22 protein-coding genes are annotated in these 19,746 nt (G+C 43.0%); 9 read left to right on the top strand and 13 right to left on the bottom strand.

Going from position 1 to position 19,746, the window contains the following annotated elements; translation table 11 throughout:
• Window positions 1-30: 30 nt before the first annotated feature.
• The 5 genes from acpP to Q4B79_RS04195 form a co-directional block, all read right to left on the bottom strand.
• Window positions 31-264 carry an acyl carrier protein gene (gene acpP / locus Q4B79_RS04215; RefSeq protein WP_303085181.1) on the bottom strand — a complete coding sequence of 78 codons (234 nt, stop codon included), beginning with the start codon at window positions 262-264 and terminating at the stop codon, window positions 31-33.
• Between the two features lie 145 nt (window positions 265-409).
• Window positions 410-1,144: a 3-oxoacyl-ACP reductase FabG gene (fabG, locus tag Q4B79_RS04210; protein ID WP_303085250.1), complete on the bottom strand. Its 735-nt coding sequence runs from the start codon at window positions 1,142-1,144 to the stop codon at window positions 410-412.
• Window positions 1,128-2,078, bottom strand: coding sequence for an ACP S-malonyltransferase (fabD, locus tag Q4B79_RS04205; RefSeq protein WP_303085180.1), 951 nt, complete (start codon window positions 2,076-2,078; stop codon window positions 1,128-1,130). The genes fabG and fabD overlap by 17 nt, the downstream gene beginning before the upstream one ends.
• 182 nt (window positions 2,079-2,260) lie before the next feature.
• Entirely contained in the window at window positions 2,261-2,446 is a 186-nt protein-coding gene (gene rpmF / locus Q4B79_RS04200; protein ID WP_066804843.1) for a 50S ribosomal protein L32, read from the bottom strand.
• 181 nt (window positions 2,447-2,627) lie between these two features.
• A complete protein-coding gene (locus tag Q4B79_RS04195) occupies window positions 2,628-3,164 on the bottom strand; it encodes a DUF177 domain-containing protein (protein ID WP_303085179.1) in 537 nt (178 codons plus the stop codon).
• 98 nt (window positions 3,165-3,262) lie between these two features.
• Between Q4B79_RS04195 and Q4B79_RS04190 the strand changes: the two genes are divergently transcribed.
• A complete protein-coding gene (locus Q4B79_RS04190; RefSeq protein ID WP_303085178.1) occupies window positions 3,263-3,943 on the top strand; it encodes an elongation factor P hydroxylase in 681 nt (226 codons plus the stop codon).
• A gap of 8 nt (window positions 3,944-3,951) precedes the next feature.
• Entirely contained in the window at window positions 3,952-4,500 is a 549-nt protein-coding gene (locus tag Q4B79_RS04185) for a Sua5/YciO/YrdC/YwlC family protein (RefSeq protein ID WP_303085177.1), read from the top strand.
• Window positions 4,501-4,555: 55 nt separating this feature from the next.
• On the opposite strand, the gene minE is transcribed toward Q4B79_RS04185, so the two are convergent.
• The 5 genes from minE to Q4B79_RS04160 form a co-directional block, all read right to left on the bottom strand.
• Complete coding sequence (gene minE / locus Q4B79_RS04180) at window positions 4,556-4,834, bottom strand: cell division topological specificity factor MinE (protein ID WP_303085176.1); 279 nt, start codon at window positions 4,832-4,834, stop codon at window positions 4,556-4,558.
• 1 nt (window position 4,835) lies between these two features.
• A complete protein-coding gene (gene minD, locus Q4B79_RS04175) occupies window positions 4,836-5,651 on the bottom strand; it encodes a septum site-determining protein MinD (protein WP_303085175.1) in 816 nt (271 codons plus the stop codon).
• Between the two features lie 90 nt (window positions 5,652-5,741).
• Window positions 5,742-6,491: a septum site-determining protein MinC gene (minC, locus tag Q4B79_RS04170; protein ID WP_303085174.1), complete on the bottom strand. Its 750-nt coding sequence runs from the start codon at window positions 6,489-6,491 to the stop codon at window positions 5,742-5,744.
• Between the two features lie 57 nt (window positions 6,492-6,548).
• A complete protein-coding gene (locus Q4B79_RS04165) occupies window positions 6,549-7,655 on the bottom strand; it encodes a hypothetical protein (protein WP_303085173.1) in 1,107 nt (368 codons plus the stop codon).
• A gap of 54 nt (window positions 7,656-7,709) precedes the next feature.
• A complete protein-coding gene (locus Q4B79_RS04160) occupies window positions 7,710-8,678 on the bottom strand; it encodes an acyltransferase (protein ID WP_303085172.1) in 969 nt (322 codons plus the stop codon).
• 330 nt (window positions 8,679-9,008) lie between these two features.
• On the opposite strand from Q4B79_RS04160, the gene Q4B79_RS04155 reads away from it, so the two are divergent.
• Complete coding sequence (locus Q4B79_RS04155; protein WP_303085171.1) at window positions 9,009-9,653, top strand: OmpA family protein; 645 nt, start codon at window positions 9,009-9,011, stop codon at window positions 9,651-9,653.
• 56 nt (window positions 9,654-9,709) lie between these two features.
• Entirely contained in the window at window positions 9,710-10,312 is a 603-nt protein-coding gene (locus Q4B79_RS04150) for a M48 family metallopeptidase (RefSeq protein ID WP_303085170.1), read from the top strand.
• On the opposite strand, the gene Q4B79_RS04145 is transcribed toward Q4B79_RS04150, so the two are convergent.
• Complete coding sequence (locus Q4B79_RS04145) at window positions 10,306-11,208, bottom strand: hydrogen peroxide-inducible genes activator (protein WP_303085169.1); 903 nt, start codon at window positions 11,206-11,208, stop codon at window positions 10,306-10,308. The two genes, Q4B79_RS04150 and Q4B79_RS04145, sit on opposite strands and share 7 nt — an antisense overlap.
• A 171-nt stretch (window positions 11,209-11,379) precedes the next feature.
• On the opposite strand from Q4B79_RS04145, the gene ahpC reads away from it, so the two are divergent.
• A complete protein-coding gene (ahpC, locus tag Q4B79_RS04140) occupies window positions 11,380-11,946 on the top strand; it encodes an alkyl hydroperoxide reductase subunit C (protein ID WP_303085168.1) in 567 nt (188 codons plus the stop codon).
• Between the two features lie 209 nt (window positions 11,947-12,155).
• On the opposite strand, the gene Q4B79_RS04135 is transcribed toward ahpC, so the two are convergent.
• Window positions 12,156-12,380, bottom strand: a complete 225-nt coding sequence (locus tag Q4B79_RS04135) for a YdcH family protein (RefSeq protein WP_303085167.1) — start codon at window positions 12,378-12,380, stop codon at window positions 12,156-12,158.
• 250 nt (window positions 12,381-12,630) lie between these two features.
• On the opposite strand from Q4B79_RS04135, the gene ahpF reads away from it, so the two are divergent.
• Window positions 12,631-14,187, top strand: a complete 1,557-nt coding sequence (gene ahpF, locus Q4B79_RS04130) for an alkyl hydroperoxide reductase subunit F (protein WP_303085166.1) — start codon at window positions 12,631-12,633, stop codon at window positions 14,185-14,187.
• A 174-nt stretch (window positions 14,188-14,361) separates the two neighbouring features.
• Here ahpF and Q4B79_RS04125 read toward each other — a convergent pair whose 3' ends face one another.
• A complete protein-coding gene (locus Q4B79_RS04125; protein WP_303085165.1) occupies window positions 14,362-15,423 on the bottom strand; it encodes an NADH:flavin oxidoreductase/NADH oxidase in 1,062 nt (353 codons plus the stop codon).
• Between the two features lie 154 nt (window positions 15,424-15,577).
• On the opposite strand from Q4B79_RS04125, the gene Q4B79_RS04120 reads away from it, so the two are divergent.
• From Q4B79_RS04120 to Q4B79_RS04110, 3 genes are all read left to right on the top strand, one after another.
• A complete protein-coding gene (locus Q4B79_RS04120) occupies window positions 15,578-17,125 on the top strand; it encodes a type I restriction-modification system subunit M (RefSeq protein WP_303085164.1) in 1,548 nt (515 codons plus the stop codon).
• 4 nt (window positions 17,126-17,129) lie between these two features.
• On the top strand, window positions 17,130-18,305 hold the full coding sequence (locus Q4B79_RS04115; protein ID WP_303085163.1) for a restriction endonuclease subunit S: 1,176 nt from the start codon (window positions 17,130-17,132) through the stop codon (window positions 18,303-18,305).
• 148 nt (window positions 18,306-18,453) lie between these two features.
• The gene (locus tag Q4B79_RS04110) at window positions 18,454-19,515 is read left to right on the top strand and encodes a Fic family protein (protein WP_303085162.1); all 1,062 of its coding nucleotides are present in this window, start codon (window positions 18,454-18,456) and stop codon (window positions 19,513-19,515) included.
• The last annotated feature ends 231 nt before the right edge of the window (window positions 19,516-19,746 follow it).

The raw sequence follows: 19,746 nt of genomic DNA, 5'->3' as shown, positions 1-19,746 counted from the left end.
GGTTTTGTGTTTGACTTATCAAACTTATGATTAGAGTTTGGCAGAAACGTAATCAATCGCCTTTTGGACGGTGGTTAGCTCTGCTGAATCCTCATCAGGAATGGTAATGCCAAATTCGGTTTCAAACGCCATGACAAGCTCAACCAAGTCTAGTGAGTCTGCACCCAAATCGTCCATAAAAGACGCAGCGTTGTTAATGTCGTCAGCATTTAGGCTAAGTTGCTCGGCAACGGCTGCTTTTACTTTTGCTTCAATATCGCTCATGAGATACTCCAAAATAGGTAAGGATGAAATTAACAAATTAGGTTTGTTAAAAATTATGCCTATGATAAAACATTTTTGTGATTTGTGCAAGTGCTATTAGTACGTTTGTTCACGTTTTAATATTTTTACAACACTTACTTAACAATCACATGTACATGCCACCATTGACCGCCAGCACTTCTCCTGTGATGTAGCTGGCGTCATCGCTCGCCAAAAAAGCAACCGCCGCCGCAATCTCATGAGGCTGACCCATGCGACCAACTGGTACAGCGTCCAGCATGGAGCTGATGAGGCGTTCGTCTAGCTCCTCGGTCATGTCCGTTTCGATAAAACCAGGAGCGACACAGTTGACGGTAACGCCACGAGAGCCGATTTCACGGGCTAAGGCACGAGTAAAGCCCTCCACGCCTGCTTTACTAGATGCGTAGTTGGTTTGACCGGCGTTACCCATTTGACCGACCACAGAGGTAATGTTGATGATTCGCCCAAAACGAGCTTTCATCATGCCACGCACAGCACGGCGAGAGGTGCGATAGATGGCGGTGAGGTTGGTGTCAATGACACTCACCCAATCCTCATCTTTCATGCGCATGAGTAAGCCGTCTTTGGTAATGCCAGCGTTATTGACAAGGACATTGACCGAGCCATACACGCTGTCAATTTCTTCAAAGAGTTTGTCGATGGCTTCATCATCGCATACATCTAACACACGTCCAATGCCCCCTGACTCGCCCAGATACTCTTCAATGGCTTCTGCCCCTTTTTCGCTTGTGGCAGTACCGATGACAAAATGACCGTCACCTGCAAATCGCTCAGCAATCGCACGCCCAATGCCACGACTGGCTCCTGTAACCAAAACAATCTTACGACTCATGTAAATTCTCCAATTTTTCTAAACGTGCCAATTTGTCAGTAGGTAGGGCAGTAATCGGGGTTTCTTGGCGTTTGGCAAGGTTGGATAGCACATTGCCAGGTCCACATTCGATGACCAGTTCGATTTGTTTATCCGCCAGTTTTTGCATGGTTTTTGTCCATTGAACAGGCATGGAGAGCTGTTCGATCAAGGCAAGCTTGATGTCGCCTGTACCCTTATGAACTTCGGCATGGCGGTTTTGAATGACAGGAATGGTCGCAGGGTGAAAATCGGTTTGGTTTAGAAGTTCTGAGAGTTTTTCGCTGGCAGGCTTCATCAAAGCACAATGCGAAGGCACGGAGACTTTGAGTGGAACAGCCTTTTTACCCAGCGTCTCAACCGCTGTCAAGACGTGCGTTACGCCCACTTGTGTGCCAGCGATGACAACTTGGGCAGGACTGTTAAAGTTGGCAGTATCCACGATACCTGCATTTTCGGTGGCATCTTCGCATAGGCTTGCCACTTGTTCATCTTCTAAACCAAGTACCGCCGCCATTTGTGTGTCCATGCCTGCTACTGCGTCCGTCATGAGTTTGCCACGTTCGTGGACAAGACAAACTGCCTCCGCCAAACTCAGCACGTCACTTGCCACGAGTGCGGAGTATTCACCCAAAGAATGCCCTGCCAGATAGGCAGGCTTGATGTCTTGGCGTGCCAGCACAGGCGTGATGATACGCCAAATGGCAATACTGGCGGTCAATAGGGCAGGCTGAGTGTATTTGGTGTCATGCAGGCGAGTCTCATCGTGGGTAATCTCCCACAAATCCACGCCTAAGGCTTCGCTTGCTTCGTCAAAAGTTGTCTTAACCACGTCAAATTGTTCGGCAAGTTCGTCCAGCATGCCAATGCTTTGTGAGCCTTGACCGGGAAAAATCACTGCCACACGTTTTGTCTGTGTCATAATTCACCATGTTTGATTAAAATGCGTCCATTTTATCATAAAAATAGAACGGTTGTTTACAAATTAAGCAGAAAAATACAAACAAATTTTTTAAAATTATGGTAATTTCTAAAAAATTTGTTTATAAAAAAACCAAGCTCATGCACTCATGAAACTTGGCTTTATCTTTTGCAGACAAAGAGTTAGGCTTCTACTGCTTTAACTTTGAACAGTTGGCGACCACGATAAAAACCATCTTTGGTGGCGTGGTGACGAATGTGTTTTTCGCCAGTAGTAGAATCAATGCTCAAAGTAGCAACGCTGATACGGTCGTGTGAACGACGCATATCACGGCGTGAACGGCTTTTGCGGTTTTGTTGAACTGCCATGATAGCTCCTAAATATAAGTGGGCAACGAGTGTGCCAAATTTAAATGAAAGTGGGTATCTGTGGCGGTAGCATCATTTCGCCTTACAAATGGGTGCAGATACATTCAAACTCCCTATTATACCCAAAAATTTATTATTTTTAAAGAATATTTTTCAAATTTCACAAAATAATCTCAAAATATCATAGCGTGCCTTTTAAGGTCTGCAACACCGCAAATGGATTATCACTAGGCTCGCCCTTTTCATCTGCATTCTCTATTAGCATTTGGCAGTCGTCATGACGTGGCGATAACGGCATGGCAAGTAGCAACTCATCTTCAAGCAAATCCGCCACAGGGAGCATCTTTTGGACGCCCATGCACACCTCATCAAGTAGCACATAGTCCGCCATCTCATCAATGGACTGTAAATGACTAATTTTCTGCTCATTTTCCAAAATAGCCATACGATAGCTACCAGAGACATCCACAGACAGCTCGTCCAAACATCGCTGACATGATGTAGATAATACCGCCATCACATCGAAACCAAGCCATGTAACACCATCTTCTTTGGTTAAGCGAAGTGCGATTTGCAAGTCTTCGCTGTTTGTTGCATGAACTTGGGTGGATAATCGCTCAAAAGTAGATACTGGCACAACGCCCTGCCACTCAAAGCCAATATCCGCCCATTTATCAAAGGAAATACGCTGTGGCATGGTTACTGATTGTTCGGTCATATTTTCCCAATTTTTCTTGTTGATTATCCATTATACCGCAAAATACATGATTTGTTGGCAAATGTGCTATAATTTAACTTTAAAATTTGTAAAGTTTTATGATGAGCGTTGATTTTAGTGCATTAAGCCCACAATCTTGCCCTACCCTATGGCAAGATTTTTATCAAAACACCCAAATCCAAGCTTTCGTCCAAGATATTGGTATCAACACAGACGATACTCTCTACGCCACACTCAAACACGCATGGCAACATCTACCAGATGACGAATTCCAACAAACCGATTGGCTCATCGCCCTATTTAACCACCTTTATCAGCACGGCTCTACACCAACGGTGCTGGTGCGTGGCGAGAGTGAACCTGAGTATTTTGCCAGTAGGGGTGGTGAACCTGCCCGCATTCTTTTTGCTCATGGATTTTTCCAAAGTGCCTTACATGAAATCAGCCATTGGTGCGTGGCAGGGGCAAAGCGTCGGGAGCTTGATGATTTTGGGTATTGGTATTGTCCTGACGGGCGAGATGAAAGCACTCAGCGTCAGTTTGAGCAAGTAGAAATCAAACCCCAAGCGATTGAGTGCTTGCTGTCCTTGGCATTGGGGCGGTATTTTTATGTGTCAGCAGATAATCTCAACGCCGATTTTGACACATCAAACAGTACCTTTGCCCAAGATGTCTACGCCAAAGCCCATGATTATCTTGCCAATGTACACACATTACCCAAAGATGCCAAGCGGTTGATTTGGGTGTTTTTGGACATGAATGCTCACAACGCCAACTAAGGATACACATGAAAACCCTATACATTCACCCCGACAACCCCCAAGCTCGCCTCATGAGTGAGGCGGTATCCGCTTTGCAATCAGGGGAGCTTATCATCGCTCCTACCGAAAATGGCTATCGCTTTATGTTTGGTATGAATGCCAAAAATGCCTTTGAAAACCTCAAACGATTGGGCGTGAGTGAGTCGGATTTGGTGCTGATTTGCCAAAACATCAGCGAATTATCAAGCGTGGCGGTGGTGGATAATGGGGCGTTTGCTACGCTCAAATCTGACTTTTTGCCCCAAAATGCCTTTATCCTAGAACCAACCAAAGCGGTCAACAAAAAAATCATCACCAAAAAATCCTTAGCCTTTGGCACGTCCGCCACACCTGTGATGACGATGTTGTTACAAGAAATGGGTGAACCTATCTTTGTCGCCCCGCTCATCTATCAAGGCGAGCGAGTAACCGAGTATTATGAGATTGCTGATAAGTTTGACACCCAAGTGGCGGTTTTGGTGGATGTGGGCGTGGTTGATGATGTGGCGGTCAATGTGGTGGATTTAACCCAATAAAACCCCCTTTAAAAAGGGGGATTGGTCATACAGTTAGAACATCGATTTTGACATTCTAAGAGTTGCGTTCGGGTAGGTTGATGTTCATTTCTAGTACATCAAGACTATCCTCATGGCGTTGTTTGATGTTCACATCATCAATTTGAACGCCATTGATGAATTTATTGACCACCGCCAAAATCTCTCGCTTCATCTCATCGATACGCTCAGGAGTCAGACGAGTATTTAGGCGGTCATGACTTGCTACGATGACTTTTAGGCGGTCTTTGGCAATCGAGGCACTGGTTGGTTCATTGCCCCCGCCAAACAAACTGCTCCAAAATCCTTTTTTCATATCAACCCCCAAACAGCTTGGCAAAGAAGCCTTTTTTCTTGACATCGATATGACGCAGTGGACGCTCTTCACCCAAGAATCTCGCCACGATGTCGTCATAGCACTGACCTGCTGCTGAATCTTGGTAATGAATCACGGGCTGTCCGTGGTTGGAAGCTTCTAGCACAGCATTAGATTCTGGAATGACCCCAATCAAAGGCACTTTTAGAATGTCATTGGCGATATCGTCAATCCCCATCATTTCGCCTTGTGCGGCACGCTCTGGATTATAACGTGTGATGATGAGATGCTCTTTGACAGCCCCTCCCTCCTCAACACGTTTGGTGCGAGATTGTAAAATGCCAATGATACGGTCGGAGTCTCTGACACTCGACACCTCAGGATTGGTAACGATAAGTGCCTCATCTGCGTGATACATGGCAAGCTGGGCACCACGCTCAATCCCAGCTGGGCTATCACAAATGATATAATCAAAATTTAGCTCATCAGACAGCTCTTTCATGACGGAGGCTACGCCCTCATCAGTCAGTGCATCTTTGTCTCGTGTTTGGGAAGCTGGTAGAATGTAGAGGTTATCTAGCTGTTTGTCTTTTACTAATGCCTGAGAGAGTCTGGCGTTACCACTAATCACATCAACAAAATCATAGACAATGCGATTTTCACAGCCCATAATCAGGTCAAGGTTACGCAAGCCCACATCAAAGTCAATAATCACGGTCTTATAGCCACGTTTTGCCAAACCTGCACCAAATGATGCACTGGTGGTGGTCTTACCCACGCCACCTTTGCCTGATGTTACAACGATGATTTTTGCCACAAGGCACTCCTTAATTTTCTAAATCTTTACTGTCTGTTTATGACAATCTTACAAACAGACGATTGTACCACATTTTTTAAAAATGCTAAATCACATTTCCATCAAACTAAAAATAAGCCCTTGATTTTCATCATAATGTACCTGAACTGCTTTATTTATCATCTGAGGAGGAATGGCATCACTTAGACAATAAGTACCCGCCACTGACACGAGCGTGGGGTCAAATTTTTGGCAGAAAATACGAGCATTTTTGTCGCCTGTCGCCCCTGCCACGAGACGACCTTGACCGTGTCCGTAGATATGCAAACTATTATCCGTGATAGCCTCTGCACCTTTATTGACGCCACCGATGACAATCAAGTCGCCACCGATGTGTTGTAGGCTCTGCCCTGAGCGTAGCATGTGATTGTGTACCACGCTGGTAATGCCTCGCTCCCCCATCGCATCTTTTTCGTCTTTGGAGGTTTCATTGGGTGTGCTGGTTACAACCTCTGAGGCTGGCAGGGCAACTTGTGCCTCTTTGGGGGTGGTGTCAGGTTTGGGGCTTGCCTTAATGCGTTCAATACGTTTGCCATCGGCTGGGAATATTGCCAGTTTTAGCGTCTTTGCTTGCTCGCTAAGTACGCCATCAACCACGCCGATGGGCTGTATCCCAAGCTCCCATAACAGCTCCACCAACGCCTCTAAGTCAAGCATGCACTCGCTGTCTAAGACCACAGGAACGGTGCTGTTGTTTTGTGTTAAATCGGATAATTCAGCCTTGATGGTATCTAGGTTGTCGGTATTGATTTTTAGTTGGCTAAAACTTAGCATTTTGCCAAATAAGGTTATCGCTTTCATGGTGTATTCCGCAAAAATTTCGGCAATTTTATCATTTTAAAGGTGGTTTTCCAAACATTAAAGGGGTAGCTGGTCTTTGTGTTTCCACTGCTGAACTTTTACCTGAGCTTCAAAAGCAGTCAGCGCATCTTCAATCACGCCACCTACGAGCTTTTGGAGGTTGGGTTCGGTGGTGTCAATACTTGCCACCCCTTTGGCGACATTGACCATCAATGAATCTAGTGTTTGGGTGTCAAACAGGCATTTATTGACAGCGGTGGTTACATTCTCGCCAATGTGCTTGCCCACGCTGGTGATTTGGGATTCTATCATTGAGCCTGCGATGGGGATAAGTTTGAGATAGCGTCTAAATTCAGGCGTGTCCAAAAGAGCCTGTTCGACCGAAAGTCCAATTTCTTGGGAGAGTTTTTGTCCTGTCTGTGCCAAAAAAGCCTGTTGAAGCTTGGGAGCAAGCTCACGGCGTAACAGCCCCAGTACCACCGCTTCAAACTCGGCTCGGTTACGGTCAATGGTACGCTGAACCAGCTCGTCATTGGTTGTGGTTTTGGCAAGTTGCTCACGAAAATTGCCGATGGCGGTCAAGATAACTCTATCGGACAACTCTTCTAGTACCACATGATAATAAAAACGAGCTGAATTTAGCCAATTATCAGGAATGACTTTTACGCCAGTATCGTGCAGACGTTTGATGATAATGCCTGCTCGTAGCAGTCGCAAAGCACGAAGCATGGGGATACACCCAAGTGTCTCATACCAATGCACAAAGGGAAAGAAAAACCAGCGATAGTACGTACCCTTTTTGATGGCAATCGCCCAACGCACCAACAGCTCGCCTACCCAAAACAGCGTAAACACACCGCCGATGGCAGAGAGGCTTAGATGATGAGTGGTTTGATAGACATCAAGCGTAGCACTAAATCCACCCCATTGAGCAAGCTTAGTTAAAAGTCCGCTCATCAAGATGTTGTCAGCGAAAATCAAGCATAAATCAACAAGTAGTAGTACCAACATTACCAAGTCATACACAATTTTAGTGCGACTTTGGGCAAGTGTGGGCTCATGGTCGTCTTTGTCATTGCCAAAAAGTACAATCACGTCCTCAGGCACATCGGAGGATTTGGGGATTTCAAGGGTTGAGAATTTGGAGGTATCGTTATTTGACATAGGATAATGTATTAATAGTAAAATTGAGTAGTCTCATCATGGTTTGGCATAAAATTAGCTGACATGCTCGCCAAAATCCTTCAACATTTGTGTGATTCGCTCATCTTTGACTTGCCAAACCTCGTCCAAAAAGGCAAACAGCTGGGCTTTGACACTCTCGTCGCTGTCGTACTTGCCTGCTTGCAATTCATCAAAAAGCGTCTGACTCATCGGCAAATGACGAATATCCACGCCCAAACGAGTGATTTCTCCCGACCAAAGCTCGCCATAATCAGGCACACCATCAGGATACACCACCGTCATGTCCAAAATCCCATCAATCTGCTCGCCCAGACTTGCAATCGCCAGTGCAAATCCCCCTGCTTTGGGTTTGAGGAGGTGTTGATAAGGCGACTGCTGGCGGTCGTGTTTGGTTTTTGTAAAGCGTGTGCCTTCAAGATAGTTTAGCAGCACAAATGGCTTAGAAGACAAAAGCTGACATGCTCGGCGTGCCTCTTGTAAATCTCGTGTTGCTAGGGCGGGGTTTTTGGCGATCTGTTCCCTAGAATGGCGTTTCATCATCGGAAAATCCATAAAATAAAACGCCTGCCCTACCACAGGAATGTAGAGCAATTCATGCTTAGCAAAAAACCGAGTGATGGGTAACACCCCCTCGCTCACATATTGAATGACGCTGGTATCCACCCATGACTGGTGATTGCAAATGAGTAGATATTTACCATCAGGTTTTAAGTCATTGGGAATACTGATTCGCCAATCTCGCTGTGGCAGGCACTTATCAATCAAAAGATTATTGGCACAAATCCAATAATTGGCAATGTCTAGCACTGCTTTATCGCCTTTTTTGGATTTTAAAAAGGTTTTGGCAAGTCCTGCGGTATAAAGTGGCACACCCAATGCCATGCTGTTGGCTGCAATCGCCCCATAATTGGTCAGCTTGCTAAATTTTTGGGCGAGCTTTGGGTGCTTGTCGTGCAGTTTTTGAATGATGGGTAACGTGGTGCGGTTTTTGTTGTGGCTCATGACATCTACCAATTTTGTGTTTTTATCTAAAACAAAGCGTGAACATCTGCTATTTTAACAAAATTTTGGGTAAAAATGGCGAATTTTGGCGTGATGACACATATTTAGCAACAAATAAATATCAATAAAATATCACAACTCATTAATTTTGCTAGATTTTTTTAAAATCCACCTTTTACACACAAAAATCTGCCATTATTTTTCAACCTAAAATAACCGATTAACTACATATCAATAACAAATAAGAGAGGTTTTTTTGGCATAATATGCACAGTTAAGCCTAGCGTCTTTGGGCGTTATTTACTTTATCCATTCACAAGGAAACATTCCATGAAAAAAATTCTTACTGTAACTGCCGTTTCTGCCAGCATGATTTTGACAGGCTGTGCGACCACTGGTGCCACAGGCACAAACAGCACTGCTACCAAAGCAGGTCTAGGTGCATTGGGCGGTGCTGCACTAGGTGCTGCCATCTCTAAGGCAACAGGTGGCGAGAAAACTGGTCGTGATGCCGCCATCGGTGCAGCACTGGGTGCGGGTATCGGTGCTTATATGGGTCGCCAAGAAGCCCAACTAAAAGCACAAACTGCTGGTACTGGCATCGAAGTAACTCGCGACCCTGTTACCAATAACATCAATCTTGCTATCCCAGAGGCGATCACTTTTAATGTTGGTAAATATGACATCAAACCAAGCTCATACAACGCCCTAAACCAAGTTGCTAGCACCCTAAAACAATACGACCAAACCAATGTTGTGGTTAATGGCTATGCTTCTATCGAGGGTAACGCCAATACCAACCAAATCTTATCACAAAACCGTGCCGCTGCGGTTGCAAACTACCTAACTGCACAAGGCGTGAATGCAGCTCGTATCAGTGCCATCGGTCGTGGTGCCACCACTCAGTTTGGTAGCACATATGAGCCAAACCGCCGTGTTGAACTAACCATCATCGCTCCACAAAGCGTGAACTAATTTGACCCATGTCGAGGCAGGTTGATTTCAACCTGCTTTTTTAATGGTTGTCCATCATGAGTTTAGATGAACTTCATCATATTTTTGCACAACATGGCATACATCTTGTAATCCATAAAAAGACTGTCAAAAACATCAATTTTCGTATGCAGGCAGGTCAATGTCATGTCAGTGTGCCAATCCAAGCAAATCATTCGCTTGCCATCAGCGTCATTCATGCACGCCTATCGTGGGCGATACGCACCCATCAAAGATTATTAAATCAGACCCCCTTAATATGGCGTACCTTATGGGGAGAACCTCATGAGTTGCCTGATGATGAGCATGCCATTTTGGCAATTTATCGTCAAGCACTGCACGAAAAAATCCCCCTACTTCAACAAAAATGGCAACCCATCGTTGGCAGATACGCCAAAGAGGTTCGTCTAAAAAAGATGAAAACACGCTGGGGAACCTGCAATCCTGCACGGGGTCGAATTTGGCTATGTACTTATCTGCCTGCTTATCCCTATGAATGCACCGAGTATGTCTTTGTCCATGAACTATGTCATCTTATCCACGCCAACCACAGTGCCAATTTTTGGCGTGAAGTCAAAAAAGCCATGCCTGATTATCAGACATGGCACGATACATTGAAGCACAAAACATATCGTTATTGACGGGTGTTTTGATGAGCCGTCAAAGCCTCACGAAACAACTGACTTAAAATCTTAACGTCATTGACACGTGCATAATTTAACCGTGTTACAAACACCAAACGTCTGTGAGGACCTTTTTCGCTAAGTGGCAGGGCAACCACATCATCGCCAAGCTGTTCAAGTGCCATCTGCGGAGCAAGCGTTGTTCCCATGCCTACCTTTGCCATCTGAATGAGCGTGTTTAGACTGGCATCAGAAAAACTTGACCGAATGTGTTGCTTATTCATCGAACACACAGACAGCACTTGGTCGGTCAGACAATGTCCCTCGCCCAGCAACAAAACATCATTTTGAAAAAGCTCGCTGCTAGAAATACTTAGCTTAGTGGCATACTCGCCATCTTTTGCAAAAATGGCATAAAAATTCTCCTGCCAAAACTCAAAAGCATGCAAACCGTCAAGTGCATAAGGCAGTGCAATGATGGCGGTATCAATATGACCGTACCGCACTTGCTCCAAAAGACGTTCGGTTTGTTTTTCAATGACAGATAATTCAAAATTAGGATAGTTTGCTTTTAGTGTTGGCAACACCTTAGGTAAAAGATAAGGGGCGATGGTGGGAATAATGCCTATCGTCATGGGGTATGCTAGTGGCAACTGATGGCTATGAGCACGTGTCGTCAAATCATTCACTTCACTGAACACTCGCAATGCCCGCTCCAAAAGCTCCTCACCGATGGGTGTGATAAGCACTTGCTTATTGTTACGCTCAAAAATCTGCGTGTCAAGCTGTTTTTCAAGCTCGGCAATCCCCAAACTTAGAGCAGACTGGGAAATGTTGCATTCTTCGGCGGCACGCTTAAAGTGCTTGTGCTTGGCAACAGCAAGAGCAAATTCTAATTGGCGTAGCGTAATCATCGTTCATTCCTAAAAGCAGTCTTAAAATTACGCCTATTGTACCACCTAAGTTTTATAAAACAAAACAGATTATTTAAAACTTTTAACTGGATAAACCATTAAATTTTGTTATCATGTTGCAAAACAGGGTAATAAGCCCATCATTCCACCCAACAACATGAAGGTGATATTATGACTGCAATCATTAATCAACACATTCCAGAATTTACCGCCGAAGCCTTTGTTAATGGCGAATTTAAAACCATCACTACTGCTGACGTTAAAGGCAAATGGGCGATTTTCCTATTCTACCCACATGACTTCACTTTTGTTTGCCCAACTGAGCTAGAAGACATGGCAGAGCACTACGAAGAGCTAAAAGGCTTGGGCGTAGAAGTATACGCAGTTTCTACTGACAGCCACTTCGTTCACAAAGCATGGCACGATTCATCTCCTGCCATCGGTAAAGTTAAGTACCCAATGCTAGGCGACGGCACAGGTAACATCACTCGTGGCTTTAACATCATGATTGAAGAAGAGCATGCTGCACTTCGTGGTACTTTCTTGGTGGACCCAGATGGTCTTATCAAAGTTGCTGAAATCCATGACTTGGGCATTGGTCGTTCTGCCAAAGACATGATTCGTAAGGTTAAGGCAGCTCAATACGTTCGTGAAAATGACGGTGAAGTTTGCCCAGCTGCTTGGGAAGCAGGTCAAGAAACCTTGAAGCCAAGCCTAGACCTAGTTGGTAAAATCTAATTTTTGGATTTATATCACAAAAATCAAAAACCGCTCTTTTGGGCGGTTTTTTATGGCATTGACAATCAAAAACCCTAGATGGTCTTTGCTGTGGTCTGACAAGCTCACTTTAAGCAAAAACTTAATTGAGCTTTGTAAATACGTAAAGCTGTGCAATAAAAAACGCAAGTCATAAAACTTGCGTTCTTGTCAATGAGGCTTGGTAAGGCTTATTGAGCTTTGGTCAGTAGATACTGATAAAGCTCGTCTTTTAGAGCAAGTTTTTTGCGTTTTAGGGTTTCAATCTCATCGGCACGACTGGCAGAAGCTACTGGGTCGTTTTCAAGGTTGGTAATTTCGGTGTCAAGTTCGTTATGCTCGTCAAATAGCTTAACAAAGTGCAAATCGTTTTCGGTTTTTAGTTTGGTAATCAAATCACGATGTTCTGGGAACATGAAAAACTCCTAAATATCAATAAGTTAGAGCATTCCAAATCATGACTACAATGCCGACACAAGAGAGTAATCATGCTTTGAGCTTGCTCTTATCTTAACAAGAATTGGCGATATAAGCAAGCAAAATTATACTTTTTATCACAATTAACTTTAACAAACATCATCTTAAAAACATTTAATTTTATCAATAACAAAAAACCTCTTATAATGATAAAAACCTAATGATAATCCATATGAATAGGAGTATCCCATGCTAGACAAATCCTTACTTGACGCCATCAAAACCTACAGCACCAACATGACTCGTCCAATCCAAATGATTTTGGGTCAAGGCGAACATGCCAAGCGTGCTGAACTTGTGGATTTTTTGAGCCAAGTTGCCAGTTGTTCGGACAAAATCGGCTTTGACAAGACAGTGGTGGACACCGATTTATCGCCCATGAGTTTTAAAATCACCACCGAAAACCGTGATACAGGCATTGTATTTAGTGGCATTCCAGGCGGTCATGAGTTTACGTCTTTACTGCTTGCGATTTTGCACGCAGGTGGTCATACCATGAAGTTGGACGAAGGCATTCAAGAGCTTGTCAAGCGTATCCAAAAACCTTTGAAATTCCAAACCTTTGTATCACTGTCTTGCCACAACTGCCCTGATGTGGTGCAAGCACTGAATCAATTTGCCATCCTAAATGATGGCATTGAAAACGAGATGATTGACGGGGGCGTGTTCCCAGAACTCGTTGAAAAACACAACATTCAAGGCGTGCCTGCGGTATTTTTGAACGGCAAACCATTTTTGAATGGTAAAGTGGACACCGCTCGTATCATTGACAAGCTCCAATCTGAGTACGCCGACCTACTATCCGAAGGCGTGGTAGAGCAGCTTGAAACCCAAGACGTTACTGTCATCGGTGGTGGACCAGCTGGCTCGGCGGCGGCGATTTATACGGCTCGTAAGGGTCTGCGTGTGGCACTGGTGGCTGACCGTATCGGTGGTCAAGTCAAAGACACCCAAGACATTGAAAACTTGATTTCAATTCCGCTAACCAACGGTAATGCCCTTGCCACGAACCTTGCCACCCACATCAAAGAATACAACATCACGGTCAAAGAGCATGTGAGCGTGTCTGCCATCGAAGAAGTCAAAGGCGGTTATCAAGTTACCCTAAACACAGGGGCAAGTTGGACTTCACGCACACTCATCATCGCCACAGGGGCAAAATGGCGTAAACTTGGTGTCAAGGGCGAAGATGAAAACATTGGCAATGGTGTGGCATATTGCCCACACTGTGATGGCCCATTCTTTAAAGGTAAGCCTGTGGCGGTCATCGGTGGCGGTAACTCTGGCGTTGAAGCGGCACTTGATTTGGCGGGTATCGTTGAGCATGTTACTGTACTAGAATTTGGCGACAAATTGCGTGCCGACCAAGTATTGATTGATAAAGCCGAAGCCAAAGACAACATCACCATCATCAAAAACGCCGCCACCCAAGAAATCACCGCAAATGGTGGTAAGGTAGATAGCCTAATCTATCAAGACCGTGTCTCTGGCGAAAATATCACATTACCTTTAAATGCGGTATTTGTGCAAATCGGTCTTGTGCCAAGCTCTGATGTGGTCAAAGGTTTGGTGAATATCACGCCACAAGGCGAGATTGAGATTGATGCCAAATGTCGCACCAACAAGGCAGGGATTTTTGCTTGCGGGGACGTTACCACCGTACCTTATAAGCAAATCAACATTGCGATGGGTGAAGGTTCAAAAGCAGGTCTGTCTGCCTTTGAATATCTGATGATGAATTCCTAATCTGCTTGGGTTTGATAAAGCACGCTCCTGATGGGGCGTGTTTTCATTGGTAGTTATCCTTTTTGGAGCATTCCCTACTAATGTGTTTTACAAAAAACACCGCCCCAAAATTTGGAAACGGTGTTTTGATTTATGGACTGTGAGGAAAGTTATTTTTTAGATTGTCTAAAAAAATCACATAAACCCACGCTGATACTGTCTCGGCACAAACTGCACCTCATCGCTATCCGCCCCATTTTGCTGATATTGGGCGTTTAACACCCAATAGGGGTCTCGCAAAAGCCCACGCCCCACCGCCACCAAATCGGCATCGCCAATGCCCAAAATATGGTCAGCCACAGACGGATTATCAAGCATTCCCACCGCAATCACGGGCTTGCCTGTGGCTTGTTTGACTTTGCGGGCAAAATCCACCTGATAGCCTGCATAAAACTCTGGGTGATTGCCCTTGTACAGCACGCCATCGCCACCACCGCTCACATCAAACACATCTGCCCCTGCGTCAGAAAATCGCTTGGCAATCGCTACGCCATAGTCCAAATCAAAGCCATCTTTGCCGTATTCTTGGGCGGAAATTCGCACGATTAAAGGCATATCGGCAGGCATTACTTCACGGGCTGCCTGAATCACTTCCACACCAAACAATGCCCTATCTTGACCGTATTCATCGGTGCGTTGGTTGGATTTGGGCGAATAAAATTGATGAATCAAATAGCCGTGAGCCGCGTGCAGTTCAATCGCATCAAACCCTGCGTCCACCGCTCTTTTGACGGCAGCCTGAAAATCTTGAACCAAATCTTTGACTTCCTGCGTGGTTAATTCGCGTGGCGTAATCAAATTTTGCCCAGCATAATCCAACTCGCCATAATGAATGGCAGACGGGGCAACGGCATTTGGCTCGTCTTGGGCTTTGCGACCTGCGTGGGCAATTTGCACGGCAATTTTCGCCCCGTGTGCGTGTACGCTGTCCACGATTTTTTTGAATGCGTCTTTTTGCGTATCATTCCACAGCCCCAAGCAATTTGGGCTAATGCGACCGTTTGGGGCGACATTGGTCATCTCAACGATAATTAAGCCCACACCGCCCACCGCTCGGCTGGTGTAATGCACCAAATGCCAGTCGTTTGGCACACCGTCTGTGGCGGAATATTGGCACATTGGCGGCATTACTACGCGGTTTTTGAGTTCAAGGTTTTTAAGGGTAAAGGGGGTAAAAAGGTTACGGATTTTTGCCATTGTTCGTTTCTTACTCGGTTTAAAATGCTGATATTTTAGAGAAAATATGCTATCATTTCAAATTGATTATTTTGATAGTTAGGTATAATGCTCATTGATAGTGGCAAAAGCATTTAACTGCCTATATTACCTTTTATGCAAGCAAGGAAAAACAATGACCGCACAACAACAACGCGCCGAACTGCACCGCCGTATTTGGCAAATAGCCAACGAAGTACGAGGCTCTATTGACGGTTGGGACTTTAAACAATATGTTTTAGGCACCTTATTTTACCGCTTTATTAGCGAAAATTTCTGTGCCTATATTGAAGCAGGTGATGACAGCGTTCATTATGCCAGTTTTTCCGATGATAGCCCGATTTTGGCACAAATCAAAGAAGACACCATTAAAACCAAAGGCTATTTTATTTATCCTAGCCAATTATTTGAAAATGTCGCCAAAAATGCCAACGACAATCCCAATCTCAATACCGATTTAAAAGCCATTTTTGATGCCATTGAATCGTCCGCCAATGGCTTTGATTCTGAACGCGACATCAAAGGCTTATTTGCTGATTTTGATACCACCTCAAACCGTTTGGGCAATACCGTTGCCGATAAAAACAAACGCCTAGCGTCTGTCTTAAAGGGCGTGGCGGAATTGGATTTTGGCGATTTTAAAAATAACCAAATTGATTTGTTTGGCGATGCTTATGAATTTTTGATTTCCAATTATGCTGCCAATGCAGGCAAATCGGGCGGTGAATTTTTTACCCCACAAAATGTTTCTAAATTAATTGCCCAATTGGCTTTACACGGTCAAACCAGCATTAATAAAATCTATGACCCTGCTTGTGGTTCTGGTTCATTATTATTACAAGCCAAAAAACAATTTGACGAACATATTATTGAAGACGGATTTTTTGGGCAAGAAATCAATCACACCACTTATAACCTTGCCCGTATGAATATGTTTTTGCATAATATCAATTATGATAAGTTTGAAATTGCATTGGGCGATACCCTACTTTCTCCTGAATTTGGCGATGGTAAGCCTTTTGATGCCATTGTGTCCAATCCGCCTTATTCGATTAATTGGATTGGCTCAGACGACCCCACCTTAATCAATGATGACCGTTTTGCCCCTGCTGGCGTACTCGCTCCAAAGTCAAAAGCCGATTTTGCTTTTATTATGCACGCTTTAAATTATTTATCTGCCAAAGGTCGGGCGGCGATTGTTACTTTTCCAGGGATTTTTTATCGTGGTGGAGCAGAACAAAAAATTCGCAAATATTTGGTTGATAATAATTTTGTAGAAACCGTGATTGCCCTTGCCCCCAATTTATTTTTTGGGACGAGTATTGCGGTCAATATTTTGGTTTTGTCCAAACACAAAACAAGTAACCAAATTCAATTTATTGATGCCAGCAAATTATTTAAAAAAGAAACCAATAACAATGTTTTGACCGATGAGCATATCGCCCAAATTCTACAAATCTTTGCCGAAAAAAGTGAAATTACTCATCAAAGTGCCAATATTGAAAATAGTCAAATTGCGAGCAATGATTATAATCTTTCTGTATCCAGCTATGTAGAAGCCGAAGACACCAAAGAAGTGATTGATATTGCGGTATTAAATGAAGAAATCCGCCAAACGGTCAGTAAAATTGATACTTTACGCCAAAGTATTGATGAGATTATTGCACAGATTGAAGTGGAGTAAAATAATGCACACCTTTATTAAAAATCTCTTAAATGGGCAATCGGTGGAATGGAAAACTTTGGGGGAGGTTTTGGTTCGCACAAAAGGCACAAAAATTACCGCAGGACAAATGAAAGAATTGCATCAAGAAAATGCACCAATTAAAATTTTTGCTGGCGGTAAGACTTTTGCAATGGTTAATTATGGCGATATACCAGAAAAGGATATTAACCAAAAACCGTCAATTATCGTCAAATCTCGTGGAATTATTGAATTTGAATATTATGATAAGCCTTTTTCACATAAAAATGAAATGTGGGCATATCACTCCATAGATAAGAATATTGATATTAAATTTGTATATTATTTTTTAAAACTAAATGAACCATTTTTTCAAAATTTGGGTTCAAAAATGCAAATGCCACAAATTGCTACACCTGATACAGATAAATTTAAAATCCCAATCCCGCCCCTACCAGTCCAACAAAAAATCGTCCAAATTTTGGACGCATTTACCGCCACAACCGCCGAGCTAACCGCCGAGTATAACCTAAGAGTTAAGCAATATCAATACTATCGTGATAAATTATTAAATTTTTCCGATAATGTAGAGTGGAAACCTTTGGGGGAGGTTGCTGAAAGGATTTACTCTGGAGGAACGCCTAAGACTGAAAAATATGAATATTGGGAGAATGGTACAATTCCTTGGATGAGTTCAGGGGAAGTTAATTTAGGTACGGTTTTTTGTACAGAAAAATTCATTACAGAAGCAGGATTGAAAAATTCTAGTGCTAAACTTGTTCCGAAAAATTCTATTGTTATTGCTTTGGCTGGACAAGGAAAAACTCGTGGTAAAGTGGCTAGAATTAGAATTGATTTAACAACCAATCAATCTCTTGCTTCTTTGGTTTTTGATCAAGAAAGAATAAATCCTGATTATGTATATCACTTTTTGAATACGCAATATGAAAATTTACGACGCATTTCATCAGGAGAAGGAACTCGAGGTGGATTGAATTTGCAGATGATTTCTAACTATAAGATTCCAATCCCACCCTTAGAAATCCAAACCCAAATCGTAGAGATATTGGATAAATTTGAAACATTGACCCACTCCATTAGCGAAGGTTTGCCCCGTGAAATCCAGTTGCGTCAAAAGCAATATGAATATTATCGGGCGTTGTTGCTTGATTTTACTTGACTGATTTTTTTGATGTGGGTCAAAAACCCAAAAATTTACCCATATTTTGATAATATGGGTAGAAAATTCGATTTTTTACCCATATAATGTGAATCTTGGGCAAAAAACCCAAAAATTTACCCACATTGACAACCATATAGGTAAAAATATGCAATTTCTTCCCTTTTTGGAACTGGAAAATCTTGAAACCAAAGCTGTGCTAAAGAAGGCGGCATCAGCAAACCGTTACTTGGCAGAGCTCAAAGGGGTGGTGCTGTCCATTCCCAATGAAGCAATTTTAATCAATACGCTTGCCTTGCAAGAAGCCAAACATAGTTCCGAAATTGAAAATATTGTTACTACGCACGATGATTTGTTTAAATCAGACATTACACAAGATAATATCAATCTTGCAACCAAAGAAGTGCAAAATTATCGCGAGGCTTTGCTTTTTGGCTTTTTTGAGGTACGCACAAATAAAATCATTCGCTTAAATGATATTTTGCACATACAACAGTTGCTAGAGAGAAATAAGGCGGGCTTTCGCAAGGTCTCTGGTACAACCTTAAAAGACAGTTCGGGCAATATTATTTATACACCGCCACAACACCCTGATGAAATTACCAGTTTAATGGCGAATTTGGTTGAGTTTATTAATGATGATTCATTAAGCGAGCTTGATCCTTTAATTAAAATGGCTATTATTCATCATCAATTTGAAAGTATTCATCCATTTTATGACGGAAACGGTCGCACAGGGCGTATTTTAAATATGCTTTATCTAGTTATACAGGGGTTATTGGATTTGCCTGTTTTATATTTGAGTCATTATTTAATCCATCACAAATCTGAATATTATCAATATATCCAAGAGGTTAGAGATACAGGGAATTGGGAAAATTGGCTGTTGTATATGCTAGATGGTGTAGAAAAAACAGCCATCTCCACCATTGAATTGGTTAAAGAAATCAAAGCATTAATTCAGATTTATAAACACAAAATGCGTACAGAAAAACCAAAAATATACCAACAGGAGTTACTTAATAACCTATTCAATCACCCTTATACAAAAATTGAATTTGTGATGAATGATTTAGAGGTAACTCGCAAAACTGCCAGTAAATATTTGGATGAACTGGTGGAAATTGGTTTATTGGAAAAAGAGAAAATTGGACGCAGTGCGTATTATATTAATAGACCTTTGTTTAATTTGTTTTTAAATCGCAATTAAATTTTGATAGTAGTCCAAAAAGTATGCTGAACTAGGTTTTCCGTTCGCCCTGAGCCTGTCGAAGGGTCGGAAAACCGTTATGGTTCGACAAGCGCACCACGAACGGTTTTCTTTGTAGCATACTTTTTGAACCAGAGCCTAAATTTTATATGTTGCCATAAATAGGAATAAAGATGACCACCCAAACCACCCCCATTACCGAAACCAATCATTTTATTGTTTTGGACAAAT

This window comes from Moraxella sp., assembly GCF_030525845.1.
In the GTDB taxonomy this organism is placed as follows: Bacteria; Pseudomonadota; Gammaproteobacteria; order Pseudomonadales; family Moraxellaceae; genus Moraxella.
Note: the sequence above shows the minus strand (reverse complement) of the source record. Positions and strands in the feature narration are given on the sequence as shown.

Bases quoted from the DNA above. Each gene is read 5' to 3' on its own strand.
- acpP (WP_303085181.1), bottom strand. From the start codon at position 264: ATGAGCGATATTGAAGCAAAAGTAAAAGCAGCCGTTGCCGAGCAACTT.
- fabD (WP_303085180.1), bottom strand. From the start codon at position 2,078: ATGACACAGACAAAACGTGTGGCAGTGATTTTTCCCGGTCAAGGCTCA.
- rpmF (WP_066804843.1), bottom strand. From the start codon at position 2,446: ATGGCAGTTCAACAAAACCGCAAAAGCCGTTCACGCCGTGATATGCGT.
- Q4B79_RS04195 (WP_303085179.1), bottom strand. From the start codon at position 3,164: ATGACCGAACAATCAGTAACCATGCCACAGCGTATTTCCTTTGATAAA.
- Q4B79_RS04190 (WP_303085178.1), top strand. From the start codon at position 3,263: ATGATGAGCGTTGATTTTAGTGCATTAAGCCCACAATCTTGCCCTACC.
- Q4B79_RS04185 (WP_303085177.1), top strand. From the start codon at position 3,952: ATGAAAACCCTATACATTCACCCCGACAACCCCCAAGCTCGCCTCATG.
- minE (WP_303085176.1), bottom strand. From the start codon at position 4,834: ATGAAAAAAGGATTTTGGAGCAGTTTGTTTGGCGGGGGCAATGAACCA.
- minC (WP_303085174.1), bottom strand. From the start codon at position 6,491: ATGAAAGCGATAACCTTATTTGGCAAAATGCTAAGTTTTAGCCAACTA.
- Q4B79_RS04165 (WP_303085173.1), bottom strand. From the start codon at position 7,655: ATGTCAAATAACGATACCTCCAAATTCTCAACCCTTGAAATCCCCAAA.
- Q4B79_RS04160 (WP_303085172.1), bottom strand. From the start codon at position 8,678: ATGAGCCACAACAAAAACCGCACCACGTTACCCATCATTCAAAAACTG.
- Q4B79_RS04155 (WP_303085171.1), top strand. From the start codon at position 9,009: ATGAAAAAAATTCTTACTGTAACTGCCGTTTCTGCCAGCATGATTTTG.
- Q4B79_RS04150 (WP_303085170.1), top strand. From the start codon at position 9,710: ATGAGTTTAGATGAACTTCATCATATTTTTGCACAACATGGCATACAT.
- Q4B79_RS04145 (WP_303085169.1), bottom strand. From the start codon at position 11,208: ATGATTACGCTACGCCAATTAGAATTTGCTCTTGCTGTTGCCAAGCAC.
- ahpC (WP_303085168.1), top strand. From the start codon at position 11,380: ATGACTGCAATCATTAATCAACACATTCCAGAATTTACCGCCGAAGCC.
- Q4B79_RS04135 (WP_303085167.1), bottom strand. From the start codon at position 12,380: ATGTTCCCAGAACATCGTGATTTGATTACCAAACTAAAAACCGAAAAC.
- ahpF (WP_303085166.1), top strand. From the start codon at position 12,631: ATGCTAGACAAATCCTTACTTGACGCCATCAAAACCTACAGCACCAAC.
- Q4B79_RS04125 (WP_303085165.1), bottom strand. From the start codon at position 15,423: ATGGCAAAAATCCGTAACCTTTTTACCCCCTTTACCCTTAAAAACCTT.
- Q4B79_RS04120 (WP_303085164.1), top strand. From the start codon at position 15,578: ATGACCGCACAACAACAACGCGCCGAACTGCACCGCCGTATTTGGCAA.
- Q4B79_RS04115 (WP_303085163.1), top strand. From the start codon at position 17,130: ATGCACACCTTTATTAAAAATCTCTTAAATGGGCAATCGGTGGAATGG.
- Q4B79_RS04110 (WP_303085162.1), top strand. From the start codon at position 18,454: ATGCAATTTCTTCCCTTTTTGGAACTGGAAAATCTTGAAACCAAAGCT.